A 15,666-nucleotide genomic window follows, 5' to 3' on the forward strand; every position below is an offset into this window, starting at 1 on the left:
TTAAGGTACAGCCACTTGGCTTAAAATATGATTGATTACATGATCGGCAGTGATGCCTTCAGCCTCAGCTTGATAGCTCAGTAATAAGCGGTGCCTTAGTACGTTAGGTGCCACGGCTTGAATATCTTCTGGAGAAACAAAGTCACGTTGGTGTAGCCATGCTCTTGCTCTAGCGCAACGCTCTAATGAAATAGATGCACGTGGGCTCACGCCATATTCAAGCCATTTTGCCAGTTCTGGGCTATAACGTTCAGGTTGACGAGTTGCCATAATGATTTCAACAATATAGCTTTCTAGTGGCTCAGCTAAATACAGTTCCATTGCTTGTTCACGTGCTGCAAATACATCTGATTGCGCTACAGGATCAATGGTTGGTAGCTCATCCGTCAGTGCTTCTTTACGTGATTGACGTAATATTTGACGTTCTGTATCTGCACTTGGGTAATCTAAGCTTAAGTGCATTAAAAAGCGATCTAATTGGGCTTCAGGTAGAGGGTAAGTACCTTCATTTTCTAATGGGTTTTGTGTTGCCATGACCATAAATAGCTTCGGAAGAGGGTAACTGTGCTTACCTACGGTCACTTGTCCTTCAGCCATGGCTTCAAGTAATGCTGACTGAACCTTTGCCGGCGCACGGTTAATTTCGTCGGCAAGAATTAAATTATGAAATATCGGCCCAGCTTCAAATTCAAACGTACCTGTTTGCGCTCGATAGATATCGGTACCTGTTAAATCTGCAGGTAATAAGTCAGGGGTAAATTGAATACGATGAAAGTCGCCTTCAACGCCATCACATAGCGCTTTTACCGCTCGGGTCTTGGCTAAACCTGGAGGACCCTCAACAAGCAAATGGCCATCAGCTATCAAGGCGATAAGCATATTTTCTGTTAAAACTGGTTGTCCTAAAATGACATTATCTAAATAAGCGCGTAAAGAATGAAATCGACTCAAAGGCATGATGATACTCAAATTTATTAACTGATGAAGTTTAACTAATTAATTCTATGTTAATGAATTTCATAAGGGTTTGGCTAGTATGATTAACAGATTTTCATCTTTAATTAATTTGTCCCTAAAAATGAATAGGTATAAGCATTGCCTATTTGGGCTTAAATTCACCTTCAGCTTACGTGTTAATAAAAATAAAGTTAAAACTCTAATTTGTAAGTCGTTGAAATAAAAGTTATTAACTAAACATGTTATAAAGTTTTTGCTGATTATATGTGCTTATTTTCATACGGATGTTTAAAACTGCACAATTAAAAGTTAGAATCAGATCACACTTTTATGGTCAGACCAGATATATCTGACAAAATAAAATTTCACTGAAAAGCCTAAAGGCTAAACAATTACAAGAGGGTGAACAATGAGTGATAGACAACAAGTAACCAATTCCCGCGGAGAGCGTATCGCTATCGTAGCGGGTTTACGTACTCCTTTTGCGAAGCAGGCGACCGCATTTCATGGCGTTTCCGCATTAGAGATGGGCAAAATGGTGGTTAATGAATTGCTCTCTCGTTCAGAGTTAGATCCTAAAACCATTGAACAGTTAGTTTATGGTCAAGTCGTGCTAATGCCTGAAGCGCCAAATATTGCCCGCGAAATTGTGTTGGGTACGGGTATGGACGTATCAACTGACGCATACAGTGTGACTCGTGCTTGTGCGACGAGTTTTCAATCGACTGTCAATGTTGCTGAGTCAATCATGACAGGTAATGTTGAAATAGGTATCGCTGGTGGTGCTGATTCTTCTTCTGTAGTCCCTATCGGTGTATCAAAGAACTTAGCTGGCGCATTAGTTGATTTAAATAAGGCGCGTACCTTTAAGCAGAAATTTGCTATCGCACGCCGTTTAGGTTTTAAAGATCTATTGCCAGTGCCGCCAGCAGTTGCTGAGTATTCAACCGGTCTGTCTATGGGGCAAACCGCTGAGCAAATGGCAAAGACCTATTCTATTAGCCGTGCAGATCAAGATGCATTAGCCCATCGCTCACATACTTTAGCCACAGAAACATGGAACTCAGGCAACTTGCGCGATGAAGTCATGACTGCGCACGTACCGCCATATAAGAAGTTTATTGACCGTGATAATAACATTCGTGAAAACTCAGTTTTAGAGTCTTACGCAAAGTTACGTCCAGCATTTGATCGTAAACATGGTTCAGTTACTGCTGCTAACAGTACGCCGCTAACGGACGGAGCATCAGCAGTCATTCTAATGAGTGAAGGTCGTGCCAAAGCGCTAGGCTATCAACCCATTGGTTACATTAAGAGTTATGCCTTTACTGCCATTGATGTATGGCAAGACATGCTAATGGGTCCATCTTACGCCACACCACTTGCACTTAAACGTGCTGGTATGCAGCTAGAAGATTTAACCCTGATTGAAATGCATGAAGCATTTGCCGCGCAAACATTAGCTAACATGCAAATGTTTGGTTCTAAAAAGTTTGCCGCAGAAAAATTAGGTCAAAATCGTGCGATTGGTGAAATCGACATGAGTAAATTTAACGTACTGGGTGGTTCATTAGCCTATGGTCATCCATTTGCAGCTACAGGTACACGTTTGATCACCCAAGTTTGTCGTGAACTTAAGCGTCGTGGTGGTGGAACAGGTTTAGCAACAGCATGTGCGGCAGGTGGTCTTGGCGCAGCAATGATAGTAGAAGTGGAGTAATTCTGATGGAAAAGACATTTAACTTACAACGTCGTGAAGACGGAATTGCGATTCTGACTATGGATGTTCCTGGTGAAACCATGAACACATTGAAAGCTGAATTTGGTCCAGAAATTAGTGACATTCTTACTGAAATAAAAACAGATGCCAGTATTAAAGGTGTTGTGGTTATTTCCGGTAAAGCTGATTCATTCGTTGCCGGTGCTGACATCACAATGTTAGATGAATGCACTAGTGTCGCTGCAGCGAAAGAGCTTTCGCAGCAAGGGCATGTGGTTTTCAATGAACTTGAAAATCTAACTATTCCGGTTGTGGCAGCTATCAATGGTGCATGTTTAGGCGGCGGCTTAGAATTGGCGTTAGCCTGTCATTTACGAGTCTGTACTGATAGCAAGAAAACCATTATGGGTGTTCCTGAAGTACAGCTTGGTTTATTACCTGGTGGTGGCGGAACACAGCGTCTGCCCAGAAAAGTCGGTATTACTACTGCGCTAGATATGATGTTAACCGGTAAGCAACTTCGTCCTAAGCAAGCGCTTAAAATGGCGTTAGTTGATGATGTTGTTCCAGAATCAATCTTACTTGAAACAGCCATCGCGATGGCTAAAAAAGGTAAGTCAGCAGCAAAAATCATCAAGAAATCTGCTCTGAATAAGATGCTTGAATCTACCAGCACAACACGTGACATTATTTTCAATCAAGCTGCAAAACAAGTATTGAAAAAGACTCAAGGCAACTATCCAGCTCCGGCTAAGATTATTGATTGTGTAAAGCAGGGCATGAATAAAGGCATGATCAAAGGCTTAGAAGTTGAAGCCAGCCATTTCGCTGAATTAGTTATGTCACCGGAATCTGAAGCATTACGTAGCATCTTTTTTGCTACTACCGAAATGAAAAAAGAAACTGGGGCAGCAGGGGCTGAGCCTCGCAAGGTCAATAAAGCATTGGTGATTGGTGGTGGTTTAATGGGTGGCGGTATAGCTTCTGTAACGACAACCAAAGCTAAAATTCCAGCCCGTGTTAAAGATATCAATGAAACAGGTTTAAGTAATGCATTAGCATATGCTTATAAGTTACTAGCCAAAGGTGTTAAGCGTCGCCATATGACTCCGGCAGCTAGAGATAGCCTAATGGCGTTAATGACTACAACGACTGAATATAGCGGCGTAAAAGATGCTGATATCGTGGTAGAAGCAGTGTTTGAAGATTTAGCACTAAAACATCAGATGGTGAAAGATGTTGAACGTGAATGTCATGAAAATACTATTTTCGCTTCAAATACGTCTTCTTTGCCTATTAGCCAAATTGCAGAAGCTGCAAGCAGGCCTGAAAATGTGATTGGACTGCATTACTTTTCTCCTGTTGAGAAAATGCCTTTAGTTGAAGTTATTGCGCACAAGAAAACCTCTCCTGAAACGATTGCTACTACAGTGGCCTTTGCTCGTAAGCAAGGTAAAACGCCCATTGTCGTTCAAGACGGTGCGGGTTTTTATGTCAATCGTATTTTAGCGTTATACATGAATGAAGCAGCGCAAGTATTACTTGAAGGGCAAAAAATAGAGGATTTAGATAAATCATTAGTTAAATTTGGTTTTCCTGTAGGGCCAATTACATTACTTGATGAAGTCGGTATAGATGTAGGAGCTAAGATTGCTCCAATTCTAACCAAAGAACTTGGTGAGCGCTTTGAAGCCCCAAGTGCATTTGATAAGTTACTTGCTGATGACCGTAAAGGCCGTAAAAATGGTAAAGGTTTTTATCAATACGGCAACAAGAAAAACAAAGCCAAACTTGTCGATGAAAGTGTTTATCAAGTGCTAGGTATTAATAATCAGTCAAGTGGTAGCGAAAGCGACATTGCTATGCGCTGTGTAGTGCAGATGCTAAATGAAGCTGTTCGTTGTTTAGATGAAGGTATTATTGCAAGTGCACGAGATGGCGATATTGGCGCTATTTTCGGTATTGGTTTTCCACCATTCTTAGGTGGCCCTTTCCGTCATATGGATAGCATGGGTATTAAAAATGTAGTGTCAAAATTACAGCAGTTTCAGCAGCAACATGGTGATAGATTTGCGCCTTGTGAAAGATTAGTCAAAATGGCTGACGAAGGGGCTACCTTTTATTAGCCAATATTCATACTTTTGGCACTTGAAAATTAACAAAGCGGCAACACTTTGCCGCTTTATCATTCTAAAGTGGCACTTGGTTGCCTGTTAAATGTACAGATGTTGTAGTTTTAAATACAAGTAATCTTAAAAAAGACAATAGCTTTGAATTTTAGGCTTGGTTATAATATGAGCCAATCAGACGCACCAAGCAGCAAAGCTAGGTGTTTATGTATCAAGGAATGACGTTAGCTGAATGAATTGTTGAGGTTTCAGTGATATTTCTAGTGGTTATGATTTCAATATTATCGGGAGTTTTCCTGGGTAATTGTGCTTTTTCTCAAGGAATGGCTGTTAAAAGATGGTCATTTGCAGGTTTTCTAATGGGTCCATTAGCGTATCCATTATTTAATAGTCATAAGTTTTTATTAGTACGTAAACTTGCTTGTGAGAATGAACAACAAAAATTATTTTAAGATATTAAAACCAACAAAAAGGGAGCAATTGCTCCCTTTTTTATTGTTTATTTTTCATTTCACCAAAAATTAACTCCACCATGATTTCGCTTGAATCACTTCTAAATGCTCCAAGCCTTCTGGAAGTTTTACTTTCTTGCGTTGTGGTTTAGCAATGCCTAGTACTTTTTTTAGAGAATTAAACATATTCCAATCTCCTTAAGCGATGCTTGAATTTATAAATTTTACGTTCGGCAGACCAGCGACTTGAGTATCGGTGAATTTTACGTTTGGAAGACCTGCTACTTGAGTGTCAATGAACTTAACATTTGGAAGGCCAGCAACTTGAGTGTCAATGAACTTAACGTTTGGTAGACCTGCTACTTGAGTGTCAATAAACTTAACGTTTGGAAGGCCAACAACTTGAGTGTCGATGAATTTCACGTTTGGAAGGCCAGCAACTTGAGTGTCAATGAATTTTACGTTTGGAAGACCTGCTACTTGCGTATCAATGAACTTAACATTTGGAAGGCCAGCAACTTGCGTGTCAATGAACTTAACGTTTGGTAGACCTGCTACTTGAGTGTCAATAAACTTCACATTTGGAAGACCTGCAACTTGAGTGTCAATGAACTTAACGTTTGGAAGACCTGCTACTTGAGTGTCAATAAACTTCACATTTGGTAGACCTGCTACTTGAGTGTCAATGAACTTAACGTTTGGAAGGCCAACAACTTGAGTGTCAATGAACTTAACGTTTGGAAGACCTGCTACTTGCGAGTCAATGAACTTAACGTTTGGAATACCTGCTACTTGCGAGTCAATGAACTTAACGTTTGGTAGACCTGCTACTTGAGTTTCAATAAACTTAACGTTTGGAAGGCCAACAACTTGAGTGTCAATGAACTTCACATTTGGTAGACCTGCTACTTGAGTGTCAATAAACTTAACGTTTGGAAGGCCAACAACTTGAGTGTCGATGAACTTAACGTTTGGAAGGCCAGCAACTTGAGTGTCAATGAACTTAACGTTTGGAAGACCTGCAACTTGAGTGTCAATGAACTTAACGTTTGGAAGACCTGCAACTTGAGTGTCAATGAACTTAACGTTTGGAAGACCTGCAACTTGCGTATCAATGAACTTCACATTTGGAAGACCTGTAACTCGCGTGTCAATGAACTTAACGTTTGGTAGGCCTGCAACTTGCGTGTCAATGAACTTAACGTTCGGTAGGCCAGCAACTTGAGTGTCGATGAACTTAACGTTTGGCAGTCCAGCAACTTGAGTGTCAATAAACTTAACGTTTGGTAAGCCTACATATTGAGTATTTATAAACTTAACATTTGGCAAACCAACTGTTTTAACTTGTTCAGGGTGAATTTTAGGAAGAACTTCCATTGTATTAATAGCGGCATTAGAAGTTGAAGACATAATTGCGGCTACGATAATTCCATTAATCATTTTGTTATTCTCTCTATTCAGGGTAATTAAACTATTTAACGTTTTGATAACGTTTATTTGACGTTTGAATAGAGAGTTGCACTTGTTGTGCCAATATTAATTCTATTGTGCTTTCTTTTCTTTTTTCTCCATGTTGGTATTTAGTAATTGTGTAAATTCTTTTTCTGGTACCGGTTTACTAAATATGTAACCTTGGATTTCTTCACATTTTAAAGCTTTCAGTATATTTAATTGAGCAGTATCTTCTACGCCTTCACCAACAACTGATAATCCCATATTGTGAGCAATGGTAATAATACTATCGACCATTTTAAGATCTCTATCGGATTTATCTATGTCATCTACAAATGACTTGTCTATTTTTAAACAATGTATTGGGAATCGTTTAAGATAAGAAAGAGAAGAATACCCTGTTCCAAAATCATCAAGAGCCAAAGTGACACCCATTTCAGCAAGTTGATTCATTACCTTGATGGCATTTTCAGGGTTTTTAATTATGGTGCTTTCTGTTATTTCAAGCTCAAGGTGACAAGCAGGGAGCTTAGTTAGTTGTAGAACATTGGTAATACGTTGTTGTAGATCGGGAAGGGCAAACTGTCTTGAAGACAAGTTAATAGCAACACGGCCGTTAAATATGCCTTCTTCGCGCCACTTCTGCGCAGCAAAACATGCTTTGCGTAATACGAGATCACCAATTTCGACAATCAAACCATTTTCTTCAGCTAAAGGAATAAACTCATTAGGACCAATAACACCAAAGTCTGGATGTATTAACCGAACTAATGCTTCCATTCCTACCAAATTGTCACTCTTTAAATCGACTTTGGGTTGATAATAAACTTCAAATAAGTCTTCTTTTAAACCTTCTCGAATTAAGTTTTCTACTTCTAATTGACGAAGGGCATTTTTATTTAATGATTCTGAATAAAATTGGTAGCTATTACCGCCGCTTGATTTGGCATGATACATAGCTATGTCAGCCTTTCTTAATAATGCTTGTTCATTTTGTTCATCTTCAGGATAGAGAACAATACCAATGCTCAATCCAACAACTAAGGATTCATTATCAATTTTGAATTCTTCTTTTAATGAGTCGATAACTCTAGAAGCGATAGCTGCACAAGAACCAATGTCAGGATTATGATCGACTAATAATGCAAACTCATCTCCTCCTAAGCGATATAAACTGACATGCTTAGGAACATTGCTTTGAATACGGCGGGCCACATCGATAAGTAGTTCATCGCCAATTTGATGGCCTAGTGAATCATTAATACGTTTAAAATTGTCTAAATCCAGTACCATTAAAGTGTGGTGAATATCTTTTTTAACAAGATTATTTAGCGTCACTTGCAAGCTTGAACGATTAGGTAAACCTGTAAGTAAATCACTATTAGTTAGTTTACGCAGTTCTTCTTCCTGCTGTTTTCGACGGGTAATATCAGAAAATACCCCTACGTAATGACTTGTTTCACCTTGTTCGTTGTATATGGCGTCAATGGTGAGTTCCATTAGAAAATGGCTTCCATCGCCTTTGTTTGCTTCTAGTTCATTGCTCCAGCAACCTTGCTGCGACAATGTGGCATGTATTTGGTTTGAGTAAGTGGCTGGGTAGCGGCCAAAATTAAATAATTGGCCTAAGAACTCTTCTCGACTTTGTGCTGTTATTTCACAACATGCATCATTAACCTCAACGAACCGATATTTTTCATCGAGGATGAACATACCTTCAGAGATATTTTCGATTGCTCTTTCAAACAATCTTAATTGTTCTTCCGTTTGCTTTATATTATTAATATTTTTGATAGTTCCTGTCATACGTAGCGGGTTTTCTTTGTGATCTTTTTCTACAATTTTTGCTCTATCTAAGATCCACATCCACTTATGATCTCGATTTTTTACACGGTAAGTCACTTCAAAATGATCTGTTAAGCCTTTGAAATGATTGTTTAGTGCTGTTTTTACTCTGTTTTGATCTAGTGGGTGAATATTGCTTTCTTCCCCTAGTTTTCCTGAACGTTGCCCGTCCTGAGGGAACTCTAGAGTTCCCCAAATATTAGAACGATAAATCTTACCCGTTTCAATATCCCAATCCCACATTTCATCGCCGCTGCCCCAAAGTGATAACTTTAATCTTTCTTCACTCAGGGCAATTTGTTTCTGAATTTCACGCCTACGTAAAATTATCTTGGTTATAATAAGTAATACTATTAATGCGACAAGACCATAAGATAATTTTGCTTCTAGAGATAAATACCAAGGTGGTGTTACGACAACCTTTATTGATTTAGTTGCGCCACGCTTACCTGATAACTTGTTAACGGCATACACATTGAAATGATAATCACCGGCAGAAAGGTTCGTATAAGTTGCAGAGTTAATATTAGGTGAGGGTAACCAATCCTCACTAAGACCATCCATTTGATAAAAGAAATCAAACTCTTTTAATGCCTGACCAGGTGTAATAAATGTGAATGAGAAAGGGTAGTCAGAATACTTTAATGTTATTTTTTCTTGATTGTTTATTGGTTTTGATAGGACTTCCCCCCCTACCTTTTGAGATATATTAAATAAAGAAAAATCAATAAGTGCCACATTCGTACTGCCAGACATTATAACTTCGTTATATATGTCATTTGGGTTAACAATACTTAGGCCATTTGAACCGCCAAATAATGAATACTCTCCAATAGTTATAGAAGCTAATGAGTTATAATCTACCTGGGCCCCATTCCTAGTTGCTAAGTTTAGGTTTGAAAAGTTATTTTTATTTGTAATGTTTAATTCCATCGCTGACGATGAAAGTATAAAGTTATCAAAAATTTCAATAGAATAAATTAATTTGTTGTGGTTATATATTTCTTTTATAACATTTGTGTCAGTTGAGAGCTTGAGCAAAGAGTTTCTCGTACCAAAATATAAGTCATTACCATCAAACTTTATGGTAGTGACCATACTTTCACCATACAACTTTTCCGCTTTACCATCTTTTAATCTAAATAGACCACCTTGTGAAGCAACCCAAATATAATCATTTCTCTCAATCAGATCGAAAATTGGATACCTTTCACCTGTCATTAAAGTATTAATGACAATATCGTCTTTAATTACGAATATTTTTCCATTAATGGTAGAAGCATATATAATGTTATTTTCTTTACTTGCTTTTACATTACTAATATGTCGGTTTAGAATTTTTACGGTTTCTAGTGTATTTAAGTTTGTTTTTGTGAGTCCAATTATATTTCCTGTATACAAAAAACCATCATGTATTTCGAGAGATTTTGGGCCTGCGGATTCTTTTAAATCAATCGAGTATAAAAACTTTAAAGATTTATCAAGAACTTTTAGTTTAACAGAATCTGTTGCAATGATTATCTTATTGTCATTAGTTGCAATAGACCATATGTTATCATTTATGTATTTTGAATTTTTAATTAAGTTGCGGCTTTTATCTACTTTTATAACACCTAAGTTCACATCAGATATGAAAATTGCAGACTTGGTTTCTTTTATATAAGGTCTTTTTCTTGATGCGTCATGTGCAATGAAACCAATTTTTGTTACAACATTTTTATCATTGATTCTGACAATATCAGAATCAATGATAGATGTAAGTTCATTTCCATTTTTAGACTCTTCTAAATAAGTTAGTATTACATCTGAAACTTTAATTATATTATTTTTTATTATTTTAAATATTCCATCAGATGTAGATATTATTAAGTTTCCTGAAATAAAACCTATATCGTTTGATTTGTATACCACCGTAGATAAAATATTATCTTCTAGTTTAAATACCATGCCGTTATAGTTTCGGATGTAAATTGTCTTATCAATATCAATAACTCTTTTTATTTCCTGGAGCACGTCGCTTTTGAATTCCCACAGTACTCTATTCAAGTCATTATTGAGCATTAATATACGGTTATTTAAACCTAAAGTGATGCCTTCAGTTGATTTCGATATTGACCAAATAGGCTCAGATAATTCATGGGAATCTATGGTTATTTTGCTAAAAGAATCTGTTTCTCTATCGTATATGGCAATACCTTGATCTGTTCCAACAAGGAGTCTATTTTTTTCATCAATGAGTAAGCTCTTGATGAATGAGCTAGGCAGTTTAGATGAAGAGTCTTCCGCAAAGTAATGCTTGAAGTTTGTCCCGTCGAATCTATTTAAGCCATTAATTGTACCTAACCACACAAACCCATCACTGTCTTCGGCTATGCTAGTTACGGTGACTTGAGATAAACCTTGTTCAGTGTTGTAAACCTTAGTATCGAGGGTGAGATCGTAGTTATTACCTACAGCTTTAGCGGATACCGAAGACGATAAACTATATAGGATAAAAAGTGCACAAATTATAAACGGTCTTATCAATTGCATATAAGTATTTTGTCTTTTGTAATCGAGAATTATTTACAATAAAACACTACTTTTTCAGAAAGTTAATGCTTTGTCAAAAAATGGTGCTATTTCATGTGGTCATCAATATTTATTGCGTAATATTATTCATGATTTTTAGGCATTAATTAACTTAATAGACTGCTAATAATGATAAATATACTGGGTTATGATGTAAAAGCAGCTGATCCAGCTGTTTTTTTGTAAAATCGTCACTTTAAACAAAATTTGTAAATGTTTACAATTGTAAGGTCAGAAGTTAAAAAATATTTAAAATGCTCAAATAGCAGCTAAAAATAAAACTTTTCAGCTTGTTCTTTAAAGCTTTTTAAATCGGTAATAATTTTGGTGTTAGGTAACTGTCCAAACTGATTATGTTGCTCACCAGAATTGAATACAATGAGCCTATCACTGTGCTTTGAACGCATATTACTGACAATAAATTTAATCAAGTCAGCACGAGTGAACTTGTTAATTTCCTCTACGACTTTTTCTCTTTGATTAAAATTATAGTCACGATTACCTAAACAGACCCAATAACGTTGACTACGTCCTTTGAGGTTGGTGTCTTTTTCTAAAATTTGATTAATTAGACCAAGCTTTGTTGATTCCCATTGCTCTTTAGTAATCTGCATTACAGCGTAGTTAAAATCCGCAATGAACTCATCGATAGCCTCGAGTAATTTCCTCGGACCTGTGGTAGGTGACTGAATATAAAAAATGATCCCTGGGTGCCTATTTAATGGTAGGTAGCCAGTACCAACCATGTAGCCTAATTGCTTCTCAGTTCTAAGTTCATGAAAGAATGTCGATGACATTGTATGATTCAGTAGACTAAACAAACCGATGTGATGAGCTGAAGTGTCGTTAGATTGGTAATAAATGATAATTGCACTGTCTTGATGTTCGATATTTAATTCACGCATCAATGTACCTTGAGCAGAAAGGTTAACTAGCTCACGACTGGCTTCATTACTCGGTTTAGTCACCAATGAAAGAATTTGTTTTAATCGTTTGGCGAGATGCTGGGCTTCACTGACAAGCCAATCTCCATAAACAAGACCTTCTACATATATCTTCTCGTAAAATGCACTGACATGATCATGCAGTTCATCTAAGGTGACGTCTTCAATCATTTCCGCCATTTTGGTTGGTTCATAAGAGCGTTTCTGTAGAGTTACTGTAAGACTGGTAAATAATTGCGCTATGGGTTTTGCTTGAGCAACGTTAGTCCAACTTCTAATCAGCTGTTTTTTTATCAGTTTAAATCGGTCTTGGGTGAATTGTCTCTCACGGGCCTTTTCTATGACGAGAGCAAGCAAGGTTTCTTGGTTACCAGTAAATCCTGTGATGTGAAGTGTTATCCCACCTTGATGAGGGTAAATGTTGTAATTTAACCCTGCGACTTCTGCCTGATAAGTTGACTCTGTGAGGTAATCTAAAACCATCTCAACATACAAACGGGTTAACGCTGCATGTTTCGGTGTTGGACTTGCATTTTCAGAATCGAGTGATAAATAGATATGTCCTTTTGGGACGTTGAACTCATCATCTTTACGGTGCCAAATACGATAACCTTGATCTTCTGCCACTATCACAGGAACATTGCTGTTACTTGGTTCGTTTCTAGATTGTGGGTCTTTGACAATAAACGGATTTTTAGCCGGTAACAGTAATTCTGTTCTTGGTGATGATTTTTCCCAACGAGATAACTTATCAGTCGGGATTGATTCAATCGAATAAGGCGTAAAGTACCAAGAGGCTTGAATGTCAGTACTTACTTCCTTTGAAACTAGCTGAATGCGAAGGTTGTTCGGTCTGAAATAGTTTAGTAGTTCGATTGTCTCCGACTCAATGAGTTGGTCCATTCTGTAATCGCCATAGACTAAATCTTCAATATCGTAATGTTGCATATTGATGCTGAGATGGCTGGCAAGATCGAGGTTTTTAATCTGTTCTTGGAATTTAAACGCGGTAGATAGCAAATTGGCTCTTTCATCATATCGCCATGACTCAAGTCCAGATTCACGTATTAGTTGAATATATTCAAAGACACATTCAATGATGTCGTCTATTTGCGCTAGACCTTTATCTGTCAGCTGAACACTGATGCTGTAATCTTTAAAGTTATAGCCGTTAACCCCTCCACCTGCTGATAAGTTACTCGCTAAACCTTGTTCTTTTAAGTACGCCAACAAACTTCCAGGGCTTTCATTTCCAAGCAAGTGACTGATAAAAGTGAGTGGTTTTCGTTTATAAAAACGCTCGATACTAGGGAGTACAAAACTAATATTGAGCCTTTTTTGATCTTTAATAGGCATGATATTAATTTTTTTAAGCATTGAATCAGATTTTAGGTAAGGCGTGTCAGGGTAATCTTTGATCAAATTCTTATTATCTATTTGCTCAAAGTATTGCGCTGCTTTTTGCGCCTGTTCATCCAATGTAAGTGTTGATATCAAACACAATGTCATAATGTTGGCACTGTATTTATCTTGATAAAAGGTGAGTAATTCCTCACGAACTTCAGTTTTTTTACCTGCTAATGTTTGTAGGTTACCCACAGAGAACTTACTAAATGGATGCGCAGGGTTTATGGATTCTTTTTGGACTTGATAAACACGTCTAATATCATCTTTTAATTTTAAGCTGTACTCAGAGTCAATGGCATGTCTTTCTCTATCGACCAGCTCCAAATCAAATTTTGGTGCGATAAAAAATTGACTGAAACGATCTAGCGACTCTTCAAAATGGTTGGCATCAATACTGTAAAAGAAATTCGTTTGCTCTGTGCCTGTCCAAGCGTTATTTGTACCACCATGCTGATTAATAAATTGATGGTACTCACCTGAATCAGGAAACTTCTCAGTACCCAAAAATAACATGTGTTCTAAAAAATGGGCCATCCCCGGTCTTGTGGCTGGATCATCAAAATGTCCCACGGAAACCGTCATCGACGCCGCCGACTGGCTTGCTGATGAATCTTCGACTAAAAGTACCCGCAGTTTGTTTGCCAAAACAATATAACGATATTGACGATGGTCATTGGGACTTTTAACTATGTCGGGCATTTTTGTGTCTGGTTTTATGGTCAAGATAATGCTCCAGATGAGAAGGCGCTTTAAGGCTTGTTACTTAATTTGAGCGATACTTTGCTCAGTTACAGCTGATACATTAAGTAGGTTGAAGATATATAGTGATCTTGTTAGTTATTTTTAGCAACTTTTAGAAAGAGTTTAATAGCTTTTCAGAATAATAAGCATAAATTTGATAAAAAACTCGACTAAAGGCTAATTAATTTTACTTCATAGTTTCTTTGTAGATGAGTTATTTAAGGCTACAATTAGCAAATAAACACAATAATAATTGAGTAGCGAGAGAAGTATGCAGCTATTTTTAATGCGACATGGCGAAGCAAGTTTTGATGCCCCGTCAGACAGAGAGCGTATGTTGTCCCAGTTGGGACGTAACCAGTCAAATGCTATGGCCAATTGGTTGACCGAAAAGGTCAGTAGTGTTGATTTGGTGATAGTAAGTCCTTACCTAAGGGCTCAGCAAACTTGGCAAGAAGTGGCTAAGCATCTTCCAGAACCTAATAAATGGTTAGTCTTAGATGATATTACTCCCTCTGGCAGCCCTCAAATAGCTGTTGATGCCATCTTGGCTTACGCAGAACAATACAGCGCCAACAAAGTGTTAGTGATTGCTCACATGCCGATACTGGGTTACATGGTTAGTGAGTTAGTTGCAGGTATAGAACCGCCAATTTTTGCCACATCAGCAATCGCAACAATAGAAAAAAACGAGCATGGTTTTCAATTTGAGTTGATGCAGACACCGACCCAAATGAGTGCTTAAATATATTTTGTAACAGTAAGAAATTAAGGTTGTGAAAGAGCCCTAGAGGCTCTTTTTTATTTGGCAGACATTAATAAACTTATTTCTTAATAAACGGGATGAGGATTTGGTTAGCAGGTGTTTACCTACGATGCGCATGATCGCCAATATCAATTAAAATCAACAAAGCCGCATCAGCGCCCCATTCTTTAGGCGCTTGATGGAAGGCTTTCACTTTAGGGTGCTGGGCAAGCCACATTGGCAGTTGTTGTTTTAAAATGCCTGATCCATAACCATGCATTACGCAGCAACAAAGAATATGCTGCTTAACACATGCTTGTAGTAGCGCTGCGAGTTCAAGTTTTGCTTCAGCTTGTCGCATTCCATGTAAATCAAGTAATAGGTCAGGCTGGTAATCACCGCGGCGCAGACGTTTTAACTCAATTTTTTCAACACCATCATTTAGCCAACGCATTGGCCCTTCGACAGGGAGGAGCGGTTGATAATTATCGGAAAAATAACTGTCGGCATAAACCTGTTGTTCTTTGATTTCGACTTGTTGTTTGCTTTTGACTGACTGTTTAAAATGATGCTTATCTTGCTTTAATGGCCTAATACCATCCAAGTGCTCTGAAAACAGTGCTAAGTCAGGGTTATTTTCTTTATTCATACCCCTATTGTATTGAATTCTAGGTCATCTTAATAGACTTCAGTTACAATGGTC

The 15,666-nt window shown here is 37.7% G+C and carries 8 protein-coding genes; 3 read left to right on the forward strand and 5 right to left on the reverse strand.

Annotation, left to right across the window (positions count from 1 at the left end):
- Entirely contained in the window at positions 1-957 is a 957-nt protein-coding gene (locus FPK91_RS20690; RefSeq protein WP_144213955.1) for an AAA family ATPase, read from the reverse strand.
- A 409-nt stretch (positions 958-1,366) separates the two neighbouring features.
- Between FPK91_RS20690 and fadI the strand changes: the two genes are divergently transcribed.
- Together fadI and fadJ are read left to right on the forward strand one after the other, a co-directional pair.
- A complete protein-coding gene (gene fadI, locus FPK91_RS20695; protein WP_144213957.1) occupies positions 1,367-2,677 on the forward strand; it encodes an acetyl-CoA C-acyltransferase FadI in 1,311 nt (436 codons plus the stop codon).
- Between the two features lie 5 nt (positions 2,678-2,682).
- Positions 2,683-4,803: a fatty acid oxidation complex subunit alpha FadJ gene (fadJ, locus tag FPK91_RS20700; RefSeq protein ID WP_144213959.1), complete on the forward strand. Its 2,121-nt coding sequence runs from the start codon at positions 2,683-2,685 to the stop codon at positions 4,801-4,803.
- 653 nt (positions 4,804-5,456) lie between these two features.
- Here the strand turns inward: fadJ and FPK91_RS21155 are convergent.
- From FPK91_RS21155 to FPK91_RS20730, 3 genes are all read right to left on the reverse strand, one after another.
- Positions 5,457-6,698, reverse strand: a complete 1,242-nt coding sequence (locus FPK91_RS21155) for a hypothetical protein (RefSeq protein ID WP_227006641.1) — start codon at positions 6,696-6,698, stop codon at positions 5,457-5,459.
- A gap of 102 nt (positions 6,699-6,800) precedes the next feature.
- Complete coding sequence (locus tag FPK91_RS20725; RefSeq protein WP_144213965.1) at positions 6,801-11,087, reverse strand: EAL domain-containing protein; 4,287 nt, start codon at positions 11,085-11,087, stop codon at positions 6,801-6,803.
- A 308-nt stretch (positions 11,088-11,395) separates the two neighbouring features.
- Positions 11,396-14,176, reverse strand: a complete 2,781-nt coding sequence (locus FPK91_RS20730; protein ID WP_144214644.1) for an insulinase family protein — start codon at positions 14,174-14,176, stop codon at positions 11,396-11,398.
- Between the two features lie 313 nt (positions 14,177-14,489).
- On the opposite strand from FPK91_RS20730, the gene sixA reads away from it, so the two are divergent.
- Positions 14,490-14,963, forward strand: coding sequence for a phosphohistidine phosphatase SixA (gene sixA / locus FPK91_RS20735; protein WP_144213967.1), 474 nt, complete (start codon positions 14,490-14,492; stop codon positions 14,961-14,963).
- 121 nt (positions 14,964-15,084) lie between these two features.
- On the opposite strand, the gene smrB is transcribed toward sixA, so the two are convergent.
- Positions 15,085-15,612 (reverse strand): endonuclease SmrB, encoded by a 528-nt coding sequence (smrB, locus tag FPK91_RS20740; protein ID WP_144213969.1) that lies wholly within the window; start codon positions 15,610-15,612, stop codon positions 15,085-15,087.
- Positions 15,613-15,666 lie beyond the last annotated feature (54 nt).

Source organism: Shewanella donghaensis (assembly GCF_007567505.1).
Lineage (GTDB): Bacteria > Pseudomonadota > Gammaproteobacteria > Enterobacterales > Shewanellaceae > Shewanella > Shewanella donghaensis.

What these genes read in the sequence shown, in the direction of transcription:
- FPK91_RS20690 (WP_144213955.1), bottom strand. Translation starts at nt 957, where the DNA reads ATGCCTTTGAGTCGATTTCATTCTTTACGCGCTTATTTAGATAATGTC.
- fadI (WP_144213957.1), top strand. Translation starts at nt 1,367, where the DNA reads ATGAGTGATAGACAACAAGTAACCAATTCCCGCGGAGAGCGTATCGCT.
- fadJ (WP_144213959.1), top strand. Translation starts at nt 2,683, where the DNA reads ATGGAAAAGACATTTAACTTACAACGTCGTGAAGACGGAATTGCGATT.
- FPK91_RS21155 (WP_227006641.1), bottom strand. Translation starts at nt 6,698, where the DNA reads ATGATTAATGGAATTATCGTAGCCGCAATTATGTCTTCAACTTCTAAT.
- FPK91_RS20725 (WP_144213965.1), bottom strand. Translation starts at nt 11,087, where the DNA reads ATGCAATTGATAAGACCGTTTATAATTTGTGCACTTTTTATCCTATAT.
- FPK91_RS20730 (WP_144214644.1), bottom strand. Translation starts at nt 14,176, where the DNA reads ATGCCCGACATAGTTAAAAGTCCCAATGACCATCGTCAATATCGTTAT.
- sixA (WP_144213967.1), top strand. Translation starts at nt 14,490, where the DNA reads ATGCAGCTATTTTTAATGCGACATGGCGAAGCAAGTTTTGATGCCCCG.
- smrB (WP_144213969.1), bottom strand. Translation starts at nt 15,612, where the DNA reads ATGAATAAAGAAAATAACCCTGACTTAGCACTGTTTTCAGAGCACTTG.